This is a genomic window from Pseudorhodoferax sp. Leaf265 (genome assembly GCF_001422365.1).
Taxonomy (GTDB): Bacteria; Pseudomonadota; Gammaproteobacteria; order Burkholderiales; family Burkholderiaceae_C; genus Pseudorhodoferax.
Genome location: NZ_LMMT01000011.1, coordinates 101,395 through 122,796 on the forward strand (window position 1 = coordinate 101,395; position 21,402 = coordinate 122,796).

General features: G+C 70.1%; 16 protein-coding genes. 5 read left to right on the top strand and 11 right to left on the bottom strand.

The annotated features are described in order from the left end of the window. Positions 1–81: 81 nt before the first annotated feature. Genes ASF45_RS11430 through glgB form a run of 4 tightly spaced genes read right to left on the bottom strand, consistent with a single transcriptional unit; the run spans position 82 to position 8,139 of the window. Positions 82–780 carry a hypothetical protein gene (locus tag ASF45_RS11430; RefSeq protein ID WP_056661713.1) on the bottom strand — a complete coding sequence of 233 codons (699 nt, stop codon included), beginning with the start codon at positions 778–780 and terminating at the stop codon, positions 82–84. A 15-nt stretch (positions 781–795) separates the two neighbouring features. Beyond that, positions 796–4,155 (bottom strand): maltose alpha-D-glucosyltransferase, encoded by a 3,360-nt coding sequence (gene treS, locus ASF45_RS11435; protein WP_056661716.1) that lies wholly within the window; start codon positions 4,153–4,155, stop codon positions 796–798. Continuing rightward, on the bottom strand, positions 4,152–6,251 hold the full coding sequence (locus ASF45_RS11440) for an alpha-1,4-glucan--maltose-1-phosphate maltosyltransferase (protein ID WP_369802116.1): 2,100 nt from the start codon (positions 6,249–6,251) through the stop codon (positions 4,152–4,154). Before ASF45_RS11440 ends, treS begins: the two co-directional genes overlap by 4 nt. Next, a complete protein-coding gene (gene glgB / locus ASF45_RS11445) occupies positions 6,235–8,139 on the bottom strand; it encodes a 1,4-alpha-glucan branching protein GlgB (protein ID WP_056661725.1) in 1,905 nt (634 codons plus the stop codon). The genes ASF45_RS11440 and glgB overlap by 17 nt, the downstream gene beginning before the upstream one ends. 151 nt (positions 8,140–8,290) lie before the next feature. Here glgB and ASF45_RS11450 point away from each other — a divergent pair, with 151 nt between their 5' ends. From ASF45_RS11450 to ASF45_RS11470, 5 genes are all read left to right on the top strand, one after another. Continuing rightward, on the top strand, positions 8,291–8,518 hold the full coding sequence (locus ASF45_RS11450; RefSeq protein WP_056661726.1) for a hypothetical protein: 228 nt from the start codon (positions 8,291–8,293) through the stop codon (positions 8,516–8,518). 112 nt (positions 8,519–8,630) lie between these two features. Continuing rightward, positions 8,631–9,650 carry an ABC transporter substrate-binding protein gene (locus ASF45_RS11455; protein ID WP_056661728.1) on the top strand — a complete coding sequence of 340 codons (1,020 nt, stop codon included), beginning with the start codon at positions 8,631–8,633 and terminating at the stop codon, positions 9,648–9,650. A gap of 4 nt (positions 9,651–9,654) precedes the next feature. Beyond that, positions 9,655–11,868: an iron ABC transporter permease gene (locus ASF45_RS11460; RefSeq protein WP_056661731.1), complete on the top strand. Its 2,214-nt coding sequence runs from the start codon at positions 9,655–9,657 to the stop codon at positions 11,866–11,868. Next, the gene (locus tag ASF45_RS11465) at positions 11,865–12,908 is read left to right on the top strand and encodes an ABC transporter ATP-binding protein (RefSeq protein WP_056661734.1); all 1,044 of its coding nucleotides are present in this window, start codon (positions 11,865–11,867) and stop codon (positions 12,906–12,908) included. Before ASF45_RS11460 ends, ASF45_RS11465 begins: the two co-directional genes overlap by 4 nt. 39 nt (positions 12,909–12,947) lie before the next feature. Continuing rightward, positions 12,948–13,577 carry a class I SAM-dependent methyltransferase gene (locus tag ASF45_RS11470; RefSeq protein WP_056661943.1) on the top strand — a complete coding sequence of 210 codons (630 nt, stop codon included), beginning with the start codon at positions 12,948–12,950 and terminating at the stop codon, positions 13,575–13,577. A 12-nt stretch (positions 13,578–13,589) separates the two neighbouring features. Here the strand turns inward: ASF45_RS11470 and ASF45_RS11475 are convergent, their stop codons facing one another. From ASF45_RS11475 to hutI, 7 genes are all read right to left on the bottom strand, one after another. Continuing rightward, a complete protein-coding gene (locus ASF45_RS11475) occupies positions 13,590–14,681 on the bottom strand; it encodes a transporter (RefSeq protein WP_056661737.1) in 1,092 nt (363 codons plus the stop codon). 259 nt (positions 14,682–14,940) lie between these two features. Continuing rightward, positions 14,941–15,276: a hypothetical protein gene (locus ASF45_RS11480; RefSeq protein ID WP_056661740.1), complete on the bottom strand. Its 336-nt coding sequence runs from the start codon at positions 15,274–15,276 to the stop codon at positions 14,941–14,943. Positions 15,277–15,401: 125 nt separating this feature from the next. Next, positions 15,402–16,517, bottom strand: a complete 1,116-nt coding sequence (locus ASF45_RS11485; protein WP_056661744.1) for a histidinol-phosphate transaminase — start codon at positions 16,515–16,517, stop codon at positions 15,402–15,404. Between the two features lie 89 nt (positions 16,518–16,606). Continuing rightward, positions 16,607–17,986 carry an FAD-binding oxidoreductase gene (locus tag ASF45_RS11490; protein WP_056661747.1) on the bottom strand — a complete coding sequence of 460 codons (1,380 nt, stop codon included), beginning with the start codon at positions 17,984–17,986 and terminating at the stop codon, positions 16,607–16,609. After that, complete coding sequence (gene hutG / locus ASF45_RS11495) at positions 17,983–18,801, bottom strand: N-formylglutamate deformylase (protein ID WP_056661750.1); 819 nt, start codon at positions 18,799–18,801, stop codon at positions 17,983–17,985. The genes ASF45_RS11490 and hutG overlap by 4 nt, the downstream gene beginning before the upstream one ends. Continuing rightward, complete coding sequence (locus ASF45_RS11500; RefSeq protein ID WP_056661753.1) at positions 18,798–20,183, bottom strand: formimidoylglutamate deiminase; 1,386 nt, start codon at positions 20,181–20,183, stop codon at positions 18,798–18,800. Before ASF45_RS11500 ends, hutG begins: the two co-directional genes overlap by 4 nt. Then, entirely contained in the window at positions 20,180–21,397 is a 1,218-nt protein-coding gene (gene hutI, locus ASF45_RS11505; RefSeq protein ID WP_056661755.1) for an imidazolonepropionase, read from the bottom strand. Before hutI ends, ASF45_RS11500 begins: the two co-directional genes overlap by 4 nt. Positions 21,398–21,402: the final 5 nt, after the last annotated feature.

Here is a 21,402-nt window from a genome sequence, read left to right on the forward strand (position 1 = left end):
TCTGCCAGGCCGCTGGCGGCGCCCCTCGAGGGGGATGGGATGGCTACACGAAGTGAGCCAGCCAAACGGGGCGGTTCCATTTCAGCGCAGACGGCTGGGTGGGTCGCGCGGCTCGTCCTTGGACGGCCACCAGCGCTCCAGCTGGGCCGCGGCCCAGTCCTTGCCGCCCAGCCCGAAGGCCAGTGCGAGCGCGAGCACCACGCCGCCCAGGATCAGCAGGAACGCATCGCGCACGATGCTGCCGCCCACGCCCATCTGGTCCAGCGCGATCATGACCACGAAGGCCAGGATGGCGTAGTAGGCGATGCGGCCCAGGGCCTGGCCGTCGCGCATGCCCACGCCCTTGCAGTAGGTGGCGACGGCGTTGGACAGGAAGCGCGCGAAGTACGCGCCGAAGGCCAGCACCAGCAGCGCCACGATCAACTGCGGCACGAACAGCATCACACGGCTCAGCAGCTCCGTCACGTGCGTGAGGCCCAGGCCGTTGAAGGCCACGATCAGCGCCGCGAGGATCACCACCCAGTAGGCCAGCACGCCCAGCACGCCGATGGTGTCGATGTGCGTGCCGCCCTGCTGCAGGAAACCGTCCAGGCCCGCGCGCTTGGTCACGATGTGGAAGTTGACGGCGCGCAGGCCTTTCTCCACCGCGAAGCGCACGGCCTTGGCGACGAGGAAACCGGCCACCAGCACGAGCAGTGCGATCGCCAGGCGAGGCAGGAAAGCGCCGGTCTGGATCAGAAAGGCCCGCACGGGCTCCAGCATCACGTTGATTTGTTCCATGTGCTTCCTTTCGCGTCAGGCCGCGGGCGTTTGCGCCAGGGCCAGGATGCCCGCAAGCGGGATGCCGACCCAGTCCGGTCGGTTCTCGAGTTCGTAGCGCAGTTCGTACAAAGCCTTTTGGAGTTCGAACAGCGCGAGCAGGCTCAGCGCCTGGTCGGAGACGGCCAACGGGGTGCCGGCCAGCGTGTCGCGGTAGCTCTGCAGGAAAGCGGCGCGCGAGGCGGCTTCCCAGGCGCGCGCGGGCTCGGCCATGGGCCCGGCCTCCTCGGGCGTGTGGGCGGCCTGGCGCAGCGCCACGGCACGTGCGTAGTCGAAGGAACGCAGCATGCCGGCCACGTCGCGCAGCGGCGACTGCTTGGCGCGGCGCTCGGAGAATTCGCGGCCGGGCTCGCCCTCGAAGTCCACGATCACGAAGTCGTTGCGCGTGAGCAACACCTGGCCCAGGTGGTAGTCGCCATGGATGCGGATCTTGCGGCCCTCGTTCTCCAGCACCCCGCCCGCGGCGATGCGCTGCGCGAGCGCCGTGCTGGAGGCCAGCACGGCGCGTCCATCGTCCTGCACGCCTGCGGGCAAGCGTCCCAGCGCGGATTGCAGCAGCGTGAGGCTTTGCTGCAGGTCGGCCTGGGTCTGTTCGCGCCAGGCGACCACATCGGCCGTGGCCAAGGGTTCGGGGTCGAAGGCGGCGTCGCCGCTGTGCGTGCCCAGCGCCAGGTGCAGTTCGGCCGTGCGCCGGCCCAGCGTCTGCATGAGCGCGAGGTGAGCGCCGTGCACGTCGTCCGGCATGGCGGCAGCGACAGGGGTGCGCAGCTCTTCCAGGTGGCGTTCCAGGTAGCCCACCAGGTAGGCCCAGCCGTCGCCCTGGTTCTCGATGTGAGCCTGCAGCAGCGCCAGCGTGCTGACGCTGCCGTCGGCCGCGACGAATTCCACGGCCCCGGCCACCGGCGCGCACTGGGCGAACTTGGCGACCTCGGTCAGGAAGCGGCCGACCTCGAACTCCGGGTTCACGCCCTTGCGGATGCGCCGGTAGCCCTTGAGGAACAGGCGCTCGTCCACCATCACGATGGTGTTGCTGCTCTGCGCCTGCGGCCGCGCCACCGGCAGCTGCGCGACGTCGGCACCGGCCAGCTCGGCGAAGGCGCGGGTGGCCACGAAGCGGATGCTGCCGGTGTTGGTGGCGAGTGCCCGGCCTGCGCCGATGGCGGCGATCACGGCGCGGCAGAAGCGTTCATCGGCAAAGGCATCGGCCATGTAGCCGACCTCGGCCTGCTGGCGCACGCGGGCCACGGCCGCGGGGCCGAAGGCGCGGTAACGCTCTTCCTCGCGCTCTTCCCAGGCCAGCGCGAGCGGCGCGAAGTAGACGGAATCGGCCGGGCCGTCGAGCTCCACGAGCGGCAGCAACCAACCGTCGTCGCCCTGCTCCCACAGGGCGTGCTGCACCATGCGCGCGCGCTGCACGGGTGTGCCCTTGCTGGCGTACCAGCGCTGGGTTTCGATGTGGCGCGGCAGGATTTCGTTCTCGAACTGTTGGCGCGTCTTGACGGCCATGCCGATGCGCCAGGGCACGACCTGGTCGCGGAACAGGCTGTTCCAGCCGTCGAACAGCACCAGCACGGGCCGGTCCTCGGCCGGCAGCAGCTCCTGGTGCCAACTCGGCACGGCCACGTCGGTCGCCAGGCGCAGCCAATAGAAACCGTGCGCGGCAATGGTCATGAGGTAGGGCAGATCGCCGATCGGCGGGAAGGCCGTGCGGCCCAGCATCTCCACCGGCACGCGGCCCTTGAACAGCGAGAGGTCGAGCTCGGCCGGCTGGGCCGAACGCGACAGGTTGACCACGCACAGGATGACCTCGTCGCCGTAGGCGCGCAGGTAGGCCAGGATCTTGCGGTTGCCGGGCTTCAGAAACACCATGTCGCCGCGGCCGAACGCCTTGCTGGTGCCGCGCACGGCCAGCATGCGGCGCATCCAGTTCAGCAGTGAGGCCGGCTCGCGCTGCTGCTGCTCGACATTGAGCGCCTCGTAGCCGTAGATGGCGTCCATGATGGGCGGCAGGTACAGGCGCTGCGGGTCGGCGCGCGAGAAGCCGGCGTTGCGGTCGGGGCTCCACTGCATGGGCGTGCGCACGCCGTTGCGGTCGCCCACGAACACGTTGTCGCCCATGCCGATCTCGTCGCCGTAGTAGACGATGGGCGAGCCGCGCATGGACAACAGCATGCTGTTCATGAGCTTGATGCGGTCGCTGTCGTTGTCCATGAGCGGCGCCAGGCGCCGGCGGATGCCCACGTTGATGCGCGCACGCGGGTCGGCCGCGTACGTGCTGTACATGTAGTCGCGCTCCCTGCTGGTGACCATCTCCAGCGTGAGCTCGTCGTGGTTGCGCAGGAAGATGGCCCACTGGCAGCTCTGCGGGATGTCCGGCGTCTGCTGCATGATCTCGATGAGCGGGAAACGGTCCTCCTGCGCGATGGCCATGTACATGCGCGGCATCAGCGGGAAGTGGTAGGCCATGTGGCACTCGTCGCCATCGCCGAAGTACTCGCGCACGTCCTCGGGCCACTGGTTGGCCTCGGCCAGCACGAAGCGGTTGGTGTACTTGGCGTCGATGGCCGCGCGCAGCTGCTTGAGGATGGCGTGCGTCTCGGGCAGGTTCTCGTTGTTCGTGCCCTCGCGCTCGATCAGGTAGGGAATCGCGTCGAGCCGGAAGCCGTCCACGCCCAGGTCCAGCCAGAAGCGCATGACCTCGAACACGGCTTCCAGCACGGCCGGGTTGTCGAAGTTGAGGTCGGGCTGGTGGCTGAAGAAGCGGTGCCAGAAATAGGCCTTGGCAACGGGATCCCAGGTCCAGTTGGACGTTTCCGTGTCGGTGAAGATGATGCGCGTGCCCTGGTACTTCTGGTCGCTGTCGCTCCAGACGTAGAAGTCGCGCTCGGGCGAGCCAGGCGGCGCCTGGCGCGCGCGCTGGAACCAGGGGTGCTGGTCCGAGGTGTGGTTGATGACGAGCTCGGTGATGACCTTGAGGTCGCGCTTGTGCGCCTCGGCCAGCATCTCCTTGAAGTCGTCCAGCGTGCCGTACTGCGGGTGCACGTCCATGTAGCTGGAGATGTCGTAACCGTCGTCGCGCAGCGGCGAAGGGTAGAACGGCATCAGCCAGATGGTGTTGACGCCCAGGTCCTTGACGTAGTCGAGCTTGCTCGTCACGCCCTTGAAGTCGCCCACGCCGTCGGCGTTCGAATCGACGAAGGCCTTGACGTTGAGCTGGTAGATCACCGCGTCCTGGTACCACAGGGCTTCGTCGGTGACCGGGGTGACCGGGCCCTGCACGGCCTCGGGCAGGTGCGGGATGCTGTCGGCTGCTGCCGCCTGTTCTGGATTCTTCATGCGTTCCCTCTGATCTCGATCACATGGGCGGGCATCTCGGATGGGACCAGTATCACGAAGTTGCCGCCGTCCTGCCAGTCGAATGACCGATCCGTGAGCAGGTCATGTGCGACGAAACTGCCGCCCGACACACCCAGCCAGGCCGCGTCCACATGCACCCAGCCGCTCTGGGTGAAGGTGGCGTCGATGTTGACCACCGTGAGCACGGCGTTCTTCCCCTGCGGATCGCGCTTGGCGTAGGCAATGAGGTAGGGGTTGCTGGTGTCGAAGAAGCGCAGCGAGGCGTTGGAGTGCAGCGCCACATGCTCCTTGCGGATGCGGTTCACGGTGGCGATGAAGCCGGCAATACTGTCCGGTCGGTCCAGCGTGAGCTCGCCCCAATGGCGGATCTGGTACTTCTCGGAGTTCATGTATTCCTCGCTGCCCGGCTTGACCGGCTCGCCCTGCAGCAGCTCATACGGCGGACCGTAGATGCCGTAGCTGGCCGACAGCGTGGCCGCCAGCACCAGCCGCGCCATGAAGACGGAGCGCGGGCCGTGGTGCAGGTGCTCGTTGAGGATGTCGGGCGTGTTGGGCCAGGCGTTGGGGCGGTAGTAGTCGGCGCCCGGGCCGTGCGCCAGCTCCTCGAAGTACTCCATGAGTTCGTGGCGGTTGTTGCGCCAGGTGAAGTAGGTGTAGCTCTGCGAGAAGCCCAGCTTGGCCAGGCAGTGCATGACCTTGGGCCGCGTGAAGGCCTCCGCCAGGAACAGCACGTCGGGGTGCTCTGCCTTCACCGCACCGATCACCCATTCCCAGAACGCGAAGGCCTTGGTGTGCGGGTTGTCGACGCGGAAGATGCGCACGCCTTGCGCGATCCAATGGTCGAACACGCTCTTGAGTTCCAGCCACATCGCGCGCCAATCGGGCGTCTCGAAGTCGAACGGGTAGATGTCCTGGTACTTCTTGGGCGGGTTCTCGGCGTACTGCACGCTGCCGTCCGGCCGCTTGCGGAACCAGTCCGGATGGGCCTTCACATACGGGTGGTCGGGCGCGCACTGGAAGGCGATGTCCAGCGCGAGTTCGATGCCCAGCGCATTCGCCGCGCGCACGAGTTCACGGAAGTCCTCCGGCGTGCCGAGCGCGGGCAGCACGTCCTTGTGGCCGCCCTCGTCGGCGCCGATGGCCCAGGGGCTGCCGACATCGCCTTCGAGCGCCACCAGCGTGTTGTTGCGGCCCTTGCGGCGCGCCCGGCCGATCGGGTGGATGGGCGGCAGGTACAGCACATCGAAGCCCATCTCGGCCACGTAGGGCAGGCGTGCCTGCACGTCCTTGAACGTGCCATGGCGGCCCTGCTCGAGCGCGGCCGAGCGCGGGAACATTTCGTACCAGCTGCTGAAGGCGGCGCGCTCGCGGTCCACCACCAGCGGCAGGCCCTCTGCGCTCCACCAGACGGCGTGGCTGCGGTCGGGCCAGCGGTCGGCCAGGGCGGCGAGGTCGTCGCTGAGCGCGGCGTCTTTGATGGACGCCACCTCCAGCGAGACCGAGTCCATCTCGGCGATGGTGGCGCGGCCGGCAGTCTCGGCGCGGCTGCGCAGGTTCTCGGCCAGGCTGGCCAGCTTCGTGCGGTCCTCGCCCTCGGCACGCTCGGAGGCCTGGCGCACGAGTTCGGCACCCACGCGCGCGGCGATCAGGATGTCGGCCAGGTCCACGCGGCGCAGCAGTTCGGCACGCCAGGACTGGAAGTGGTCGACCCAGGCGCAGACCGTGTAGCGCCAGCGGCCTTGCGCGTCGGGCGTGCAGCTGGCGGACCAGACATCGTTGCCTTCGGCCTGCATCTCCGTTTCGTGCCAGCTGTCCGTGCCCTCCTTGCGCCAGCACAGGCGCGCGCGCACCTTGTCGTGGCCGTCGGTGAACACATGGGCCGTGACGGCCAGCGGCTCGCCGACCACGCGCTTGACCGCGAAGCGGCCGGCATCGACCTGGGGCAGCACGGCATCGATGACGGCGCGGGCCTGGCCGTGCTCCGGCAGCACGGGCTCGGGTGCGGGCACCACGGCGAGTTTGGCGCGCGTGCGCTTGGGCTTCTTGTCGGCTTGGGGTTCAGTCGGCATGGGCATCCGGTTCCAGGCGGAACATCAGGGTGGACAGGGGCGGCAGGGTCAGCACCAGCGAGTGGGCATGGCCGTGCGCGCCTTCGTCCGAGGTCCGCACGCCGCCATGGTTCCCGAGGCCGGCGCCGCCGTAGTCGCGCGCGTCGGTGTTGAGCAGTTCGCGCCACAGGCCGGGCAGCGGCACGCCGAGCCGGTAACCGTGGCGCGGCACGGGTGTGAGGTTGCTGACGACGAACACGGGCGGCACGCCCTCAGCGCCCTGGCGCAGGAAGGCAAAGACGCTGGCTTGGCTGTCGTCGTGCGCGACCCAGGCGAAACCTTCGGGGGCGAAATCCTGCTGGTGCAGCGCCGGCTCGCTGCGGTACAGCCGGTTCAGGTCGCCGACCAGCCGCGCGACGCCTGCATGCAGCGGCTCGCGCGACTGCGCCCAATCCAGTTCACCCTCGTGCGCCCACTCGCGGCCCTGGCCGAACTCGCCGCCCATGAACAGCAGCTTCTTGCCCGGGTGGCCCCACATGAAGCCGAACAGCGCACGCAGGTTGGCGAATTTCTGCCAGGCATCGCCGGGCATGCGGCCCAGCAGAGAGCCCTTGCCGTAGACCACCTCGTCGTGCGAGAGCGGCAGCACGAAGCGCTCGTGGAAGGCATAGACCAGCGAGAAGCTGAGCTGGCCCTGGTGGTGCCGGCGGTAGACCGGGTCCAGGCCGAAGTACTGGAGCGTGTCGTGCATCCAGCCCATGTTCCACTTCATCGAGAAGCCCAGCCCGCCTTCCTCTTGCGGGTGCGACACACCCGGCCAGGCCGTGGACTCCTCGGCGATCACGAGCGCGCCGGGCTGCTCGCGCGCCACGGCCGCGTTGAGCGTGCGCAGGAAGTGCACGGCCTCCAGGTTCTCGCGGCCGCCGAACTGGTTCGGGATCCACTCGCCGGGCTTGCGCGCATAGTCCAGGTAGAGCATGGAGGCCACCGCGTCCACGCGCAGCGCATCGAAGTGGTATTCGCGCAGCCAGAACAGCGCCGAGGACAGCAGGAAGCTGCGTACCTCGTTGCGGCCATAGTTGAAGATGCTGGAATTCCATTCGGGGTGGAAGCCCTGGCGCGGGTCGGCATGCTCGTACAGATGCGTGCCGTCGAATGCCTGCAGGCCGTGCGCGTCGGTCGGGAAGTGCGAGGGCACCCAGTCCAGGATCACGGCGATGCCCAGGCCGTGCAAGTGGTCGATGAAGAACTTGAGATCCTGCGGCGAACCGTAGCGCGCCGTGGGCGCGAAGTAGCCGGTCGTCTGGTAGCCCCAGGAACCGTAGAACGGGTGCTCGGTCACGGGCATGAGCTCCACATGCGTGAAGCCCATGGCCTGCACATGCTCGCCGAGCGCCAGGGCCAGCGCGCGCCAGCCCAGGAACTGGCCGTCGTGGCGACGCCAGGAGCCGGGGTGCACCTCGTAGACCGACATGGGCGCGTCGCCGGCCTGGCGCGCGGCGCGGGAACCCAGCCAGCCCGCGTCGCTCCAGTCGAACGCCAGCGACCACAGGCGCGACGCCGTGGCCGGCGGCGGCTCGGTGGCCAGCGCATAGGGGTCGGCCTTGTCCAGCGCCTGGCCATCGGCGGTCACGATGCGGTACTTGTAGCTCTGGCCGTGCCGCGCGGCCGGGGCTTCGCCCTCCCAGACGCCGCTGCCGTCTGCGCGCCGCGCCAGCGGCTCGGCATCGGCCAGCCAGCCGTTCCACTCGCCGATCACGCTGACGGCGTTGGCATTGGGCGCCCAGACCGCGAAGTGCGCGCCCTGCCCGCCTGGCCGCAGCGCGGCGCCAAGCCGGCCGGCCAGCGCGGTGTGGGTGCCCTCGCGGAAGTAGTGCAGATCCTGGTCCGCCAACGCGGCGTTGACGGAAGGCATGGCTGGGGTGTGCTGCATCTGACGCACTGTCCGGGACACGGGAGGCCGCGGCGAGCGGACAGCGGCCGCAGCACGTGTAGGCCGAGACCCCGATCTGTCGCGCGGCAGTGGTACAACCGGGGCTCCGATCCCCTTTGCCTCAGCCGCCAACATGAACGAAGAAATCGGCCAGGTGTTCGTTGTCGACTGGTCCTTTCTGCTGATCCTGGCCGGGCTGGCGGCGATCACGTTGGCGCTGTTCGTCCGGCGTCTGCGCATGAAGCGGCGCGCCCGGCACGAGGAGCGCCGCAAGCGCCGGCGCGAGTACCGGGCCTGGCTGCGCAACAGCGGCGTGCAGCCCCTCAGTCGCGACGAAGACCATGACCCATCGGGCCGCTGAGCCGCCCGGGTTGCCACCAATGTCACACCGCTGACACATTGCTAGGCTCTGCAGCGGCCCTCGGACCCGGTTCCGAGGGCCGTTTCACTTGTTCCGTACCAGGCGCAGCGCCATGAAAACCATCCACAACATCCTCGTCGCCGGCGCCTTGCTGGCCGCATCCGCGGGCGCTTCGGCCCAACAGGTCAACGTCATCTGCTCGGTGCAGGCCGACTGGTGCAACATGATCGCCACGGTCTATGCCAAGACCACGGGCGTGAAGATCAACCTGGCGCTCAAGGGCTCGGGTGAGGCCCTGGCCCAGCTCATCGCCGAGAAGGACAACCCCAAGACCGACGTGTGGTTCGGCGGCACCGGCGACCCGCACCTGCAGGCCGCCGAGCAAGGCCTGACGCTGGAGTACAAGTCGCCCTCGCTGGCGCAGCTCTACCCCTGGGCGCAGCAGCAGGCCCAGCAGTCGGGCTTCAAGACCGTGGGCATCTACTCCGGCCCGCTGGGCTTCGGCTACAACACCGAGTTGCTGGCCAAGAAGAAGCTGGCCGCGCCGAAGAGCTGGGCCGACCTGCTCAAGCCCGAGTACAAGGGCGACATCCAGGTCGCCAACCCGGCATCGAGCGGCACGGCCTACACCATGATCGCCACGCTGGTGCAGCTGATGGGCGAGGACAAGGCCTTCGACTACCTCAAGGCCCTGCACAGGAACGTGGGCCAGTACACGCGCTCGGGCACGGGCCCGATCAAGGCCGTGGCGCGCGGCGAGACGGCCGTGTCCATCAGCTTCGTGCACGACGCGCCGCAGGAGCGCATGCAAGGGTTCCCGGTCGAGACGGCCACGCCCAGCGAAGGCACGGGCGCCGAGATCGGCTCCATGAGCATCATCAAGGGCGCGCGCAACATCGAGCAGGCCAAGAAGTTCTACGAATGGGCCTTGACGCCCGGTGCCCAGGCCTTCGGCGCAGCCGCCAAGCAGTACCAGCTGCCCTCGAACAAGGCCACGGTGGTCGACCCGAACGTGCCCGACTTCAAGAAGATCAAGATGATCGACTACGACTACAAGAAGTACGGCGCGAGCGCGGAGCGGCGGCGGCTCATCGCGCGCTGGGAGAAGGAAGTCAACTCGCTCCCACGGTAGGCACGTGGTCAAGCGTCCCAATGGCGCGGTGTGGGCATGCACCGCAGCCGGCTTGCTCGCGTACCTGCTACTGCCCTGGTACGCCATCCAGGACACCAGCTGGTACCAGGCCCTGCCGGGCATCTTCTCCGAAGGCGATGCCGCCAACGGCCTGTTGCAGGCGCTGGCGCAACACCGGCCCTGGCTGCTGCTCGGCCTGGCCGGCCTCGCACTGTGCGCCGTGGGCGCGCTGCAGGCACCGGGCCGCGGCCAGGGCCGCTGCTTGCTGGCCGGCGGCCTGCTCGGCGCGCTGGGTCTGGCCGTCAGCGGCTTCACGATCGGCGCGCGCGGCTGGAGCGTCGCGGCACTGAACACCGCCTTCGGCGAACTCGCAACCAACCAGTTCGGCATCGGCGCAGGCGGCTTCGTGGCGCTGACCATGCTGGTGCTGCTGGCCGCGTTCGGCCTGGCGCGGCTGGGCTTCTTCCGCGGCGACCTGTTCGTCTCGGGCGCCGTGGTCGGCTGCGGCGTGCTGCTGGCGCTGTTCATCGCCTACCCGGTCGGCAAGGCGCTGGCCGGCGCCTTCCTGACCGAGGACGGCGGCTGGTCGCTGATGGCCTTCTTCGAGCGCGTGTTCACCGAGCGCATCTGGGGCCTGGGTTGCCTGGCCGGCGCCACCTCTTGCGGCGTGGCCTGGAACACCTTGCTGCTGGCGCTGCTGACGGCCACGGGCACGACCGTGCTGGGCACCATGATCGCGCTGATGGCCGAGCGCGGCAGCAGCCGCCTGCAGGGGCCGCTGCGTGTGATCGCGCTGCTGCCCATCATCACGCCGCCCTTCGTCGTGGGCCTGGGCCTGATCCTGCTGTTCGGCCGCGCCGGTGTGGTCAACCAGTTGCTCGAAAGCTGGTTCGGCATCGCCCCCACGCGCTGGTTCTACGGCCTGCCCGGCATCCTGACGGCGCAGCTGTTCGCGTTCACGCCCATCGCCTTCATGATCATGCGCGGCGTGGTGCAGGGCATCGCGCCCAGCCTGGAGGAGGCCGCGCAGATGCTGCGCGCCGACCGGCGCCGCGCCTTCTTCACGGTTACGCTGCCGCTGCTCAAGCCCGGGCTGGCCAACGCCTTCCTGGTCGGCTTCATCGAGAGCATCGCGGACTTCGGCAACCCGGTCGTCGTGGGCGGGCAGTACAGCGTGCTGTCCACCGACATCTTCTTCGCCATTGTCGGCGCGCAGTACGACGCGGGCCGCGCGGCCTCGCTGGCCTGGGTGCTGACGCTCTTCGCGCTGGCGGTGTTCGCGCTGCAGCGTGGCGTGCTGGGCAAGCAGAACTACACCACGGTCAGCGGCAAGGGCGATGCCGGCATCGCCATGCCCCTGCCGGACGGCGTGCGCCGCGCCTGCCAGGGCGTGGCCCTGCCCTGGATCGCGTTCACCGTGGTGGTCTACCTGTTCGCGTTCGCGGGCGGCTTCGTGCAGACCTGGGGGCGCGACTACACGCCCACGCTCAAGCACTTCCACACGGCCTTCGCGCTCGAATGGGGGCAGTTCGGCTTGGTCTGGGCCGGCACGGCCTGGAACTCGCTGATCACCACCGTGAAGCTGGCGGGCATCTCGGCGCCGATCACCGCGGCGCTGGGCCTGCTCATCGCCTGGCTGCTGGCGCGCAACGAGTTCAAGGGCCAGGGCGCCTTCGAGTTCGCGGCGCTGCTGGCCTTCGCGATTCCGGGCACGGTGCTGGGGGTGAGCTACATCCTGGCCTTCAACGTGCCGCCGCTGGAACTCACGGGAACCGGGCTCGTGATCATCCTGTGCTTCATGTTCCGCAACCTGCCGGTGGGCGTGCGGGCCGGCACGGCCGCCTTCAAGCAGCTGGACCGCTCGCTCGACGAGGCCTCGCTGATGCTGCGCGCCTCCACCGCGCAGACGCTGTTCCGCGTGGTGCTGCCCTTGCTCAAGCCGGCGCTGGTGGCGGCCCTGGTCTACAGCTTCGTGCGGGCCATGACCACCGTGAGCGCGGTGATCTTCCTGGTCACGGCCGAGAACGAGCTGGCCACCACCTACATCATCGGCCGCGTGGGCAACGGCGACTACGGCGTGGCGCTGGCCTACTGCACGGTGCTGATCGTGCTGATGTCGCTGGCCATCGCGCTGATCCAGTTGCTGGTTGGCGAACGCAAGCTGGGCCGGCGCAAGACGCCGGCGCACCAGGGGCACCACAAGATGGAAGCTGTATGAACGGAATCGAGTTTCGCAACGTCACCAAGCGCTACGGCACCGACGCCAGCGCACCGCTGGCCGTCAAGGGCATCAGCTTCGAGGTGCCGCAGGGCACGCTGACCACCATCCTGGGCCCCTCGGGCTGCGGCAAGACCACCACGCTGCGCATGATCGCGGGGCTGGAATCGCCCACCGGCGGCCAGATCCTCATGGGTGGGCGCGACGTGACCACGCTGGGCCCGGGCGAGCGCAACGTCTCCATGATGTTCCAGAGCTACGCACTGTTCCCGCACATGAACGTGGTGGAGAACGTGGCCTATGGCTTGCGCATGAGCGGCGTGGCCAAGGCCGAGGCTGCGGCGCGCGCCAGCGACGCGCTCAAGGGCGTGGGCCTGGTCGGCTTCAACGAGCGCCTGCCCAGCGAACTGTCGGGCGGCCAGCAGCAGCGCGTGGCACTGGCGCGCGCGCTGGTGCTGGAGCCTGCCGTGCTGCTGTTCGACGAGCCGCTCTCGAACCTGGACGCGCGGCTGCGCCGCGAGATGCGCGAGGAGATCCGCGCGATCCAGCAGCGCCTGCAGCTCACGGTGGCCTATGTCACGCACGACCAGAGCGAGGCGCTCGCGGTGTCGGACCAGATCATCGTGATGGACCACGGCGTGATCGCCCAGCGCGGCACGCCCGAGGCGCTGTACAGCCGGCCGCAGAGCGAATTCGTGGCCGGTTTCATGGGCGAGGCCATGGTGTTCCCGGGCCAGGCCCAGGCCGATGGCCAGGTCGCGCTGGGGCCGCTGCGGCTCACGCCCAGGCACCCGGTCGCGGCAGGCCCCGTCAAGGTGGCCGTGCGGCCCGAGGCCTGGCAGATCGGCACGGCGGGTGGGCTGCCTGCCACGCTGCGCAAGGCGGCCTACCTGGGCGGCTTCTACGAGTACGGCTTCGAGACGCCGCTGGGGCCGGTGTTCGTGGTGTCCTCGGACCTGGAGCACGTGCTCGCGCCTGGAGCCGAAACCGCGCTGGGCCTGGGCCGGCACGGAGTGTCGGTGGTGCAGCAGCCGGGCTGAGGCGCGGTCGCGATGCGCACCCGAGTGGAGGACACCGCCATGCAGGACTACTACGCCGCCCGCGCGCGGGAATACGACCGCATCTATGCCAAGCCGGAGCGCCAGGACGACCTGCGCCGCATCGAGTCCTGGCTGCCCGGCGTGCTGGCCGGGCGCCGCGTGCTGGAGCTGGCATGCGGCACGGGGTACTGGACGCAGTTCTATGCCGCCGCCGCGCAGGGCGTGCTGGGCATCGACAGCGCGCAGCAGACGCTGGACATCGCCCGTGCGCGCCTGCCGCCCAGCGTCCAGCTGCTGCAGGGCGATGCCTACCGCCTGCCCCGCCTGGATGCCACGTTCGACGCGGCCTTCGCCGGCTTCTGGTGGTCGCACATCCCGCAGCGGCGCATCGCGGGTTTCCTGCACGGTCTGCATGCCGCGCTGCAACCCGGCGCCAGGGTCGTGTTCATGGACAACCGCTTCGTGCCGGGCAGCAGCACCCCGGTCGCCGAGCGCGATGCGGATGGCGACAGCTTCCAGCTGCGCACGCTGGACGACGGCTCGGTGCACCGCGTGCTCAAGAACTTCCCGTCCGCCGAGGCTTTGCTGGCCGCCGCCGAACCCTTTGCGGCCCAGGCCAGTTACCACCAGTGGCGCTTCTTCTGGGCGCTGGAGTACACGCTGCGCTAGCAGCGCGACCGCTCAGAAGCTCTTGCTGACCCGCACCTGCGAGTAGGTGCCGTTCTTGGCGTTGCGCGACTGCACGGTGGCCATGTGCTGCAGCGTGAGCACCACGTCCAGCACCGGGACGCGGGTGGTCCAGAACAGGCCGGCGTTGGTGGAGCGGTAGCGGCTCGGGCCCCAGCGGTTGTTGCTGTCGTCCTGGTACTGCTGCGCATGGACCACGTGCACGCCCACGGGCCCCAGGCGCGTCAGATAGCCGGCCGCGCCCTCCAGACTGGCCCAGTTGCCGCTGCGCAGGTCGTTGTCGCGGTTGCGCGTGTTCAGGCCCACGGTGACGCGGCCCGCCAGCGCGATGTCGGGCCGCGGCAGGTAGACCAGCTGGGCCGCGGGTCGCAGCGTGTAGAAGTTGCCGAAGCCGATGTCGGGGCCCGAGGCCTGGTTGTAGCGCCCGGTGGGCAGCACCAGCGAGGCGCCGGCCAGCACACGCAGCTCGTCGGTGGCGTGGCGCCAGCCCGCGTGCAACTCCATGTCGCCGATGCCCGAGACGCTGCCGCCCTCGGCCGCCGCCATGGCCGCGACGGTGCTCTGGAACTGTCGGTCGAAACCGGCCTGCACGGCCGCCTGCGTGGCCGCTGGCACAGCCGGATTCCAGTGCAGCGTGGGCGTGGTGGCCTGCGCGCCGAAGCCCTGCTTCTTGATGCCGTAGGGCAGGTTCATGGCCAGCGCCAGCCGCCCACCGCCGTAGCGTGCGGCGCTGAGCCAGGCCAGGCCGAGGTTCCACTGCACGAGCGAGCCGCGTGCATCGATGACGCCGGTGGCGGTGCCATAGCCCGGGTACAGGGTCGCGGGCGTGGGTGCCGGCAACGGCAGGGTGCCGCCCGGCAGGGTCTGCGTGAGCCGCTCGCCGTCGTTGCCGGTGATCTTGTGGATGTCCACGCGCGTCAGCGCGATGCCACCGGTCAGACCCTGCAGGTCGGGCGGCGCGAAGATCTCGCCGCCCAGGCTGCCGGCCAGGTTGTAGCGCACCTGGAAGTCCTCGCCGGCCTCGGCCACGGAGCTTGCGGCGACGGTGCAGGCAAGAGACAGGGCGAGCCGGGCAATGGCGTTCATGGTGGGGCTGGGCGCGGACAGGAGAGGCGCGGCACCTTAGCATCGCGTTGCAACTTGTCACACCGCTTGTCGCCAGTGCACGACGGCTTCTGCGCAAACGGCTGCACAAGTGCACGCAGTACCCCCGCGAATTGGACCGGCAACGCTGTTCAGCAGCGCGGCTCGCCGCCCTACCGGCGCACGGTATGCAGCCGGTTCAGCCAGTGCAGCAGGGGCAGGTCCTGCGCGGCCATGGGGCGCTGGCGCACGTGCGCTGGCGTCATGCGGCGGCGCCGCCCCGGTGCGCCTTCTTCAGGCGCCGGACCTCGCGCAGCTGGTAACGGAAGGCCGCTACAGCCTCTTGCGCCTCGGGCTTCCATTCGGCAACCGGCAGGTGGTTCAGCACCGCTTCCAGCGCGTCGCCCAGCTGGCCGATCTGGCGGCCGTAGCTGCCCACGTCGTCCAGGATGCGGCGCTCCAGTGCGGGGTCGGAGGACTTGCCCAGGTTGATGTTGACCCAACCGATCTGGCTGTGGGCGAAGGGGTTCACCCAGGTCCAGGGGTTGATGTCCTGCTGCAGCTGCGCGGGCGCCAGCGACGCGTAGAAGTTCGACATGTTTGCATCCTTGGGACGGCCAGCCGGCCGCGCGATGGATTGTGCGGCGCAGCATGGGGGTGCGCATCCTGCGGATGCAGGATGGATCGGTTCGGCACCGGCGGCAGGCCGGCGTCGGCAGGGGCCTAGCGCGCGAGCGCGTCGCGCAGCGCCTGCAGGCACTGCGCGTTGTCTTCGTCGCTGCCCACGGTGATGCGCAGGAACTGCGTGAAACCGGCCTCCTTCCAGGGCTTGACGATCACGCCAGCGGCCAGCAACGCCTCGTTGACAGGGCCGTTGGGCCGGCCCAGGTCGACGAACAGGAAGTTGGTGGCCGAAGGCGCGACACGCAGGCCCATGGCCTCGAGCGCGTGCAGCATCCCATCGCGCTGCACCACGGTGCGCGCCACGGCCTGGCGCATGTGGGCCTCGTCCTCGAGCGCCGCGCGCGCGGCCAGTTGCGCGGCGAGGTTCACGCCGAAGGGCGTGCGCACGCGGTCCAGCAACTGCACGAGCGCGGCGTCCGACGCGATGCCGTAGCCCACGCGCAGCCCGGCCAGGCCCCAGGCCTTGGAGAAGGTGCGCAGCACGGTCCAGGCGCCGCCCCAGTCGCGCAGCATGGGCAGTGCGTCGGGGAAGCCAGGCGTGAGGCGCGCGTACTCCACATAGGCCTCGTCGACGACCAACAGCGTGCCGCGCGGCGTGGCGGCCAGCAGCCGCGCGAAGTCGGCCGTGCCGAACATGCAACCGACCGGGTTGGAGGGGTTGGCCAGCATCGCGATCTTGGGGCCGCGCGCGAGCGCCGCGCACCAGGCGTCCACGTCGAAGCCGAGCGCGGGCGTGAGGTCCAGCAGCTCGACCTCGGCGCCCATCATGCGCGGGTAGATCTCGTGCAGTCCGAAGGCCGGGCGCTGCGTCAGCACGCGCTCGCCGGGCGAGAGCAGCGCCAGGCACAGCATGTGCAGGATGGATTCGGAGCCGTTGCCCACGACGATCTGCGCGGGCGTGGCGCCACAGCGGCGCGCCAGCGCCTCGCGCAGCGCCTGGCTGTCGGCGTCCGAGTACCAGAGCACCTGCTGCGCCAGCCCGGCCAGCGCCTCGGCCACGCGCGGGCTGGGGCCGTAGGGGTTCTCGTTGCTGCCCAGACGCGCGATGCGGTCCACGCCGTAGCGCGCGCGCACGGCCTCGGACGAGAGGCCGGCGTTGTAGACGGGCAGCGGCGGCACCTCGGGGCGGGCCAGGGCGAGGATGTCGGTGGCCATGTCAGTGGTGCCCGGCCGCCAGCAACCACTGACGCGCCCCCTCGGGGGACAGCGATACGCGAAGCGATGAGCGTGGGTGCATGTGCATGTCAGTCGAAGATCTTTCCGGGATTCATGAGGTTCAGGGGGTCGAGAGCTGCCTTGATCGCGCGCATGGCCGCCAGCTCGGACTGCGTGCGGCTGCGGCCCAGGTAGGGCTTCTTGTGCAGGCCGATGCCGTGCTCGGCCGAGACGCTGCCGGCGAAGTCGCCGACCAGGTCGTAGACCAGGTGCTCCAAGCCCTCTACGTCGCCGCCGATGGTCGAGGCGTCGGTGGAGACATGCAGGTTGCTGTCGCCGATGTGGCCGAAGAACACGCTGGCGTGGCCTGGCCAGCGCGCGTCGAGCGCGGCGCGGCAGGCGACGGCGAAGCGGCCGATCTCGGCCATGGGCAGGCTCACGTCGAAGTTGACGGGCGGGTGCATGTTCGTGGGCAGCTCGGCCGTGGCCTCGCGGATCTTCCAGAACGCGCGCGCCTGGGATTCGGATTGCGCAATGGCGGCGTCCAGCACCAGGCCGTCCTGCAAGGCGGGGGCCAGCACGTCTTCGAGTGCGGCCTGCAGTTGCGCCGCATCGGGGCCGTCGAGGTCGACCAGGGCCAGCAGCGGGTGCGGCGCATCGAAGGGCTCGCGCAGCTTCTGCCAGGCCAGCGAGGCGACCACGAAGTCGCGCCACATGAGTTCGAAGGCGGCCAGGCCAGCGCCGGCACGCACCTGCAGGCGCGACAGCAGGGCCAGCGCCGCGTCGTAGTCGGGCACGGCGGCCAGCATGGTCACGCGCGTGCTAGGTGCCGGGTGCAGCCGCAGCAGCGCGCGCGTGATCACGCCCAGCGTGCCCTCGGCGCCGATGAAGAACTGCTTCAAGTCGTAGCCCGTGTTGTTCTTCTGCATGGGGCGCAGCATGGGCAGCACGGAACCGTCGGCCAGCACCACCTCCAGGCCCAGCGTCTGCTCGCGCATCATGCCGAAGCGCAGCACGCCGTTGCCGCCCGCGTTGGTGGCCAGCGCGCCGCCGACCTGGGCCGAGCCGCGCGCGCCGAAGTCCACGCCGAACAGCAGGCCCCGGGCACTGGCCGCCTCCTGGATGGACTGCACGGTGGCGCCGGCCTGCACGGTCAAGGTGCGCGTGGCGGCGTCCACCTGCTCGATGGCCTGCATGCGGTCCAGCGACAAGGCCACGCCGTGTGCCAGCGGCTGGGCTGCGCCGGCCAGGCCGGTCATGCCGCCCTGCGGCACGACAGGCACGCGGTGCTGGCTGCACAGCTTCAACGCGGCACTCACCTGCGCCGTGCTGCGCGGGCGCAGCAGCGCGAGCGGGCGCACGGGCGGCACGCCGCTCCAGTCGGTCAGCTGGCGCGCCGGGATGGCCTCGCCCGTGGTGACCGCGTCATCGCCCAGCGCTGCACGCAGGGCCTGCAGCAGCTCGCTCATCGGGGCGCTTCGGCGAAATCGAGCACGGCCTGCAACATGCGCTGCAGGTGCGGCTGCACGCCCGCTGCCCTACCTGCCAGGTAGTCGAAGGGCATGGCCTCCTGCATGTAGCTGCTCTGCGTCATCTCGAGCTGCACGGCGTGCTGTCCATCCTGCGGCCGGCCGTGGTGGCGCGTGATGTAGCCGCCCGTGAAGCGGCCGTTCAGCACGCTGGTGTAGCCCGGGGCGTCCTTGGCGATGGCGAGCAGACGCTCGGCCAGGGCCGGGTCGCAGCTCGTACCCTTGCCGGTGCCCAGGTTCAGGTCCGGCAGCTTGCCTTCGAAGAAGCGCGGCAACACGGAACGGATCGAATGCGCGTCCCACAGCATGGCGATGCCGTGCTGCGCCTTGATGCGCGCGAGTTCCTCGGCCAGCTTGGCGTGGTACGGGTGCCAGATGGCTTCGCGGCGCTCAGCGATCTCGGCCTCGCCGGGCTGGTCGGCGGCATCCAGGTACAGCGGCGTCTCGTCGAAGGTGTCGACCGGGCACAGGCCGGTCACGTTCTGGCCTGGGTAGAGGCTGGCGCCATCCGGCGCGCGGTTCAGGTCGATCACGTAGCGCGAGTGCGTGGCCACGAGCACCGAGGCGCCCAGCGCATCGGCGAAGTCGTACAGGCGCTCCAGGTGCCAGTCGGTGTCGTGCACCTCACGCGCCTCGGCCGTGAAGCGCGCGGCCAGCGCGGGCGGCACATGGGTGCCGACGTGGGGCATGGAGACCAACAGCGGGCGCGTGCCCTGGCGGAAACGGAACGGGGGCTCGGTGGTGGAAAAGCTCATGGGCTGTCCTTGAGAAGTTGGGTACGGGCCGCGACCAGGCCCTGCGTTGCGTCGTGGTGTGCGGCGTGGCGCGCCGCGCGCACGCGGGCCTGGCCCGCCACATGGACGGTGCTCACCGCGCTCGTGCGGTGGCTTGCGAAGACATGGGCCGACAGCATCTCGGGCGCCGGCAGGCCGGCCAGGGCCGGGTGCTGTGCGTCCAGTGTGACGAGGTCGGCCTGCTGGCCGGTGGCCAGACCGGCGACCGAGCGGCCGGACGCCTGCGCGCCACCGGCCACGGCCGCAAGCGTCATGGCCGTCGCGACCTGCGGCTGCCCGGGCAGCGCCATCACATTGCGCCGGCGCATGGCCAGGCGCTGGCCATATTCGAGCAGCATGAGTTCCTCGGCCGCGTTGACGCAGGCATGGCTGTCCGAGCCCACGCCCCAGGCGCCACCCGCGGCCTGCCAGGCTGGCCAGTCGAACAGGCCGTCGCCCAGGTTGGCCTCGGTGCTGGGGCACAGGCCGGCCACGGCGCCGCTGGTGGCGGCACGGTTGTATTCATCGGCGTCCATGTGCGTGGCGTGCACCAGGCACCAGCGCGCGTCCACGGGCGCATGGTCCAGCAGCCAGGCCACGGGGCGCTGGCCGCTCCAGGCGATGCAGTCGGCCACCTCCTGGGTCTGCTCGGCGATGTGGATGTGCACGGGCGCCGTGGCGTCCTGCGCGTGCAGGCCGGCCACGGCTGCGCGCAGGGCGTCGGGCGGCACGGCGCGCAGCGAGTGCGGGGCCAGGCCCAGGCGCGCGCCCTGGGCGGCGCAGAGCGGGCGCAAGCGCTCCAGCAGGCGCAGCATGTTGTCGGTGGTGCGGATAAAGCGGCGCTGGCCCTCCCCCGGTGGCTTGCCGCCGAAGCCGCTGGTCTGGTAGAGCACGGGCAGCAGCGTGAGGCCGATGCCGGCCTGCTTTGCGGCGCGCAGCAGGGCCAGCGCGAGTTCGGCGTCGTCGGCATAGGGCGCGCCGCCGCGGTCATGGTGCACGTAGTGGAACTCGCAGACGCTGGTGTAGCCAGCCTCCAGCATCTCCACGTACAGGCCGAAGGCGATGGCCTCGAGCAGGACCGGATCGAGCTTGTTCGCGAAGCGGTACATCAGCGTGCGCCAGCTCCAGAAGCTGTCCTCGGCCGCGCCGCGGTACTCGGTCAGGCCGGCCATGCCGCGCTGGAAGGCGTGCGAATGCAGGTTGGGCAGGCCGGGCAGCACCGGGCCTTCGGACTGGGCGACGCCGTCGGGCCGTGTGGCGTCGGGCTGCACGTGCACGAGCGTGCCGTTGGCGTCCCAGCGCAAGAGCACGTTGCGCGCCCATCCCGTGGGCAGCAGTGCGTCGGCGGCGAACAGCCCGCTCATACCGCGCCCTCGGCGATGCGGCCCTGGCGCACGACCGCGCGAACCGGCCGCTGGCCGAACCAGTAGGCCAGTTCGGCCGCGTCCTGCAGGTCCCACAGCACGAAATTCGCCGGCCGGCCAGCCGCAATGGCACCGTGCGTCTCCTGCAAGCCCAGCGCGCGCGCCGCGTGCGTGGTGATGCCGTCGATCGCCTCGGGCACCGTGAGCCGGAACAGCGTACAGGCCATGTTGGCCATCAGCAGCAAGGACAGCGCCGGCGAGGTGCCGGGGTTGTGGTCGGTGGAGACGGCCATGGGCACGCCGGCCGCGCGCAGCGCCGCGATGGGTGGAAGGTGCGTGTCGCGCAGCGTGTAGTAGGCGCCTGGCAGCAGCACGGCCACGGTGCCGGCCGCCGCCATGGCGGCGATGCCCTCCTGCGACAGGTGCTCGATGTGGTCGCAGGACAGCGCGCCGTAGCGTGCCGCCAGCGCTGCGCCGCCCATGTCCGACAACTGCTCGGCATGCAGCTTCACCGGAAGGCCCAGGGCCTGCGCGGCCTGGAACACTTGCTCGGTCTCGGCCAGCGAGAACGCGATGCGCTCGCAGAACACGTCGACCGCGTCGACCAGGCCCTCGGCGTGCAGGGCCGGCAGCATCTCACGGCAAACGAGGTCGGTGTATTCCTGGCTGCGCCCCGCGTACTCGGGCGGCAGCGCATGCGCGCCCAGGAAGGTGGTGCGAACGGTCACGCCGTGGGCAGCGGCCAGGCGCCGCGCCACGCGCAGCTGCTTGCGCTCGTGTTCGAGCGCAAGGCCGTAACCCGACTTGATCTCGATGGCGCACACGCCCTCGGCCAGCAGGCTTTGCAAACGGGCCGAGGCCCTGGCGAAGAGTTCGTCCTCGCTGGCCGCGCGCGTGGCGCGCACGCTGGAGACGATGCCGCCGCCCGCCTTGGCCACCTCTTCGTAGCTCGCACCGGCCAGGCGCATCGCGAATTCATTGGCGCGCTGGCCGCCGTAGACCAGGTGGGTGTGGCAGTCCACGAGGCCGGGCGTGACGAGCGCGCCCTGCCCTGCGTGGCGTGGAAGGGCCGCACAGGCCGCGGGCACGGCATCGGGCGCGCCGGTCCAGGCGATCCGGCCGTCCTGCACGGCGATGGCGCAGGGCTGGCCGTCCAGGCCCGTGAGGCCGGTCCACAGGCCATCGGCCGAAGCCAGGGTGTCGAAAGAAGGCATGGGGT

What these genes read in the sequence shown, in the direction of transcription:
- ASF45_RS11430 (WP_056661713.1), bottom strand. Translation starts at nt 780, where the DNA reads ATGGAACAAATCAACGTGATGCTGGAGCCCGTGCGGGCCTTTCTGATC.
- treS (WP_056661716.1), bottom strand. Translation starts at nt 4,155, where the DNA reads ATGAAGAATCCAGAACAGGCGGCAGCAGCCGACAGCATCCCGCACCTG.
- ASF45_RS11440 (WP_369802116.1), bottom strand. Translation starts at nt 6,251, where the DNA reads ATGCCCATGCCGACTGAACCCCAAGCCGACAAGAAGCCCAAGCGCACG.
- glgB (WP_056661725.1), bottom strand. Translation starts at nt 8,139, where the DNA reads ATGCCTTCCGTCAACGCCGCGTTGGCGGACCAGGATCTGCACTACTTC.
- ASF45_RS11450 (WP_056661726.1), top strand. Translation starts at nt 8,291, where the DNA reads ATGAACGAAGAAATCGGCCAGGTGTTCGTTGTCGACTGGTCCTTTCTG.
- ASF45_RS11455 (WP_056661728.1), top strand. Translation starts at nt 8,631, where the DNA reads ATGAAAACCATCCACAACATCCTCGTCGCCGGCGCCTTGCTGGCCGCA.
- ASF45_RS11465 (WP_056661734.1), top strand. Translation starts at nt 11,865, where the DNA reads ATGAACGGAATCGAGTTTCGCAACGTCACCAAGCGCTACGGCACCGAC.
- ASF45_RS11470 (WP_056661943.1), top strand. Translation starts at nt 12,948, where the DNA reads ATGCAGGACTACTACGCCGCCCGCGCGCGGGAATACGACCGCATCTAT.
- ASF45_RS11475 (WP_056661737.1), bottom strand. Translation starts at nt 14,681, where the DNA reads ATGAACGCCATTGCCCGGCTCGCCCTGTCTCTTGCCTGCACCGTCGCC.
- ASF45_RS11480 (WP_056661740.1), bottom strand. Translation starts at nt 15,276, where the DNA reads ATGTCGAACTTCTACGCGTCGCTGGCGCCCGCGCAGCTGCAGCAGGAC.
- ASF45_RS11485 (WP_056661744.1), bottom strand. Translation starts at nt 16,517, where the DNA reads ATGGCCACCGACATCCTCGCCCTGGCCCGCCCCGAGGTGCCGCCGCTG.
- ASF45_RS11490 (WP_056661747.1), bottom strand. Translation starts at nt 17,986, where the DNA reads ATGAGCGAGCTGCTGCAGGCCCTGCGTGCAGCGCTGGGCGATGACGCG.
- hutG (WP_056661750.1), bottom strand. Translation starts at nt 18,801, where the DNA reads ATGAGCTTTTCCACCACCGAGCCCCCGTTCCGTTTCCGCCAGGGCACG.
- ASF45_RS11500 (WP_056661753.1), bottom strand. Translation starts at nt 20,183, where the DNA reads ATGAGCGGGCTGTTCGCCGCCGACGCACTGCTGCCCACGGGATGGGCG.
- hutI (WP_056661755.1), bottom strand. Translation starts at nt 21,397, where the DNA reads ATGCCTTCTTTCGACACCCTGGCTTCGGCCGATGGCCTGTGGACCGGC.